The organism is Pseudomonas sp. HMSC063H08, assembly GCF_001813645.1.
Classification (GTDB): Bacteria; Pseudomonadota; Gammaproteobacteria; order Pseudomonadales; family Pseudomonadaceae; genus Pseudomonas; species Pseudomonas aeruginosa.
On sequence record NZ_KV813344.1, the window covers coordinates 1 to 1,918 of the forward strand.

At 53.8% G+C, this 1,918-nt stretch carries 3 protein-coding genes; 1 reads left to right on the forward strand and 2 read right to left on the reverse strand.

The window, feature by feature from the left end:
• The first annotated feature begins 170 nt into the window (after positions 1–170).
• Positions 171–530 (forward strand): type II toxin-antitoxin system RelE/ParE family toxin, encoded by a 360-nt coding sequence (locus tag HMPREF2924_RS02980; RefSeq protein ID WP_012076884.1) that lies wholly within the window; start codon positions 171–173, stop codon positions 528–530.
• 9 nt (positions 531–539) lie between these two features.
• Here the strand turns inward: HMPREF2924_RS02980 and HMPREF2924_RS02985 are convergent, their stop codons facing one another.
• Positions 540–1,457: a hypothetical protein gene (locus HMPREF2924_RS02985; RefSeq protein ID WP_023082681.1), complete on the reverse strand. Its 918-nt coding sequence runs from the start codon at positions 1,455–1,457 to the stop codon at positions 540–542.
• Between the two features lie 25 nt (positions 1,458–1,482).
• The gene (locus HMPREF2924_RS02990) at positions 1,483–1,722 is read right to left on the reverse strand and encodes a hypothetical protein (protein ID WP_023082682.1); all 240 of its coding nucleotides are present in this window, start codon (positions 1,720–1,722) and stop codon (positions 1,483–1,485) included.
• Positions 1,723–1,918: the final 196 nt, after the last annotated feature.

Below are 1,918 nucleotides of genomic sequence, written 5' to 3' on the forward strand. Positions count from 1 at the left end.
TGCGCCTGCTGCTGCAACAGGAAGCCCAGAATAGCGCCAAGCTCGAAGCTCTCCGCAACGCGACATCCAGTGGGCTGATGCAATTGGAGCGCGGTGAATACGACGAGATCACCAGCGACGACCTGACCCAATACCTCGACGAGCTCGGCCACCAGGCGAGCCACTGAAGGATGGCCAAGTACCGAATATCCCATGATGCTCAGGCGGACATCATCGACATCTTGCGCTTCACCCAAAACCGATTCGGCGATGCCGCGCGCCGACGTTACCAGGCGCTCATAGGGGCGGCGCTGGAAGCAGTTGCGACAGACCCACAACAGGTAGGCAGCATCAGCCGTGAAGAATTGGGAGCTGGCCTGCGCAGCATCCACCTCGTTTACTGCCGCTCGATGCCCAACGTCGGTAAGGTTGTTCGGCCCAGGCACTTCGTCTTCTACCGGGTTGCGACAGACCAGGTGCTCGAGGTGGTTCGCGTGCTTCACGACTCGATGGAGCTTGAGCGTCACCTGGCTCGCAACCGATTACGTTGAAGCCAAATATCATCGTTCGCCGGGCAGCAAGTCACCCAGCACCCTCCGCGCCGCCTCGACCAAGCTACGGTCTCTACGCGGATGATCCTCGGGCAAAGCAATCAAACGCTGGAAATACTGACGGTTAAATACAATCGACTTCTTATATATGTCGATAGCCTTTCCTTTCCGCTCTGTGGAAACCAGCATCTCCATCCCCTCGATCAACTCACCCTCAAGGCTGTCCTTACGAAACCGGTGCTTCACAAAGCACATATTGAGATCGAAATACTCCTTCCTCCCTGACGCATCCACCTTCGAGGAAACTCGGCCATATTCATCAATCGAGGCTGCTGACACTTCAGTGGAGACTGCCTTGATAAGCTCATCATCAAGTAAAAGCTGTCCGAAAAGACTCTGAGAATCAGCCATATAGGCAAATATCCAGGGGATATTGGTCAGCGTTGCCCCAGTATAAAGATATCCTTTCTCCCTTCTGTACTGTTCCAGCATCCGGATAGCCAGGTTTTGAGAGATATTCACACCCAGTTCTTTCCGCAGCAGGTAGACAACCCTGTCGAACTGCTCGATCAGTATTTTTAGTATTTTCAGAGGCGTGCCGTCTACCGAGGCTTTTCGCTCTGTCTTTTGGTGTACCCTTGGTTTGAAATAAGGGCAGTTCTCTCGCGCCTCCTCATCCGCTTCGGCAAGATCTCGAACCGAACGAGCGTAATGACGCCCATAAGGACGAGTCACATTGGCGGGCAAATGATAAAGACCTATGATTTGTACTGGATTGTCGCAGGCGGGACAGACAGCGAAATGTCCCTCCGTACCATTTTCAGAGGTGGAGAACCAAGGCTCCTGGCGTCGCGTTTCTTCTTCGAAACGTTCGCGCTCGATTGGTCGCTCATCGGTTTCCTCTGGCTTCAACTTGTAGACATCCATAGCGCACCGCTCTCCATGAAAATAATCAATTCAGCCTGTATCGATTAGCCATCCGGCTCCACCAGCCCTCGGGAAGTTCGGGGACCACCCCTTCATGCTCGGCCATTTTCAAGCACTGAAGAACGGTGCTCAAGCCAAGGGAGAAGGCGTGATGTTTATCCTGCAGCGCAAAGATGAGCTCGTCATGGCACAGGCTCCCGCTGTCATCCCCGTTTTGCTCTTGGAGTAGCTCCGCCCGGTTATTCAGTATGTCGTCATGATTCATCGTATCCATCTCCTGTCTGACTCGGCCAGATTGGCCAGGTCCGCAACGAGAAAGTGCCCGGTTACAGGGTGCGGCGCCTCGAAAAAAACAAACCTGCCCCATGAAGTATTTTTCCGGCGACACCGGAGCACAAATGGCCAAAGGGTGAAATGGGCTTGAAGGGCGAAGGGAATGGTTCACAAGGGTAAAAGCCCTA

Excerpts from the sequence above, each read along its gene's own strand:
- HMPREF2924_RS02980 (WP_012076884.1), top strand. The coding sequence starts at position 171 with ATGGCCAAGTACCGAATATCCCATGATGCTCAGGCGGACATCATCGAC.
- HMPREF2924_RS02985 (WP_023082681.1), bottom strand. The coding sequence starts at position 1,457 with ATGGATGTCTACAAGTTGAAGCCAGAGGAAACCGATGAGCGACCAATC.
- HMPREF2924_RS02990 (WP_023082682.1), bottom strand. The coding sequence starts at position 1,722 with ATGAATCATGACGACATACTGAATAACCGGGCGGAGCTACTCCAAGAG.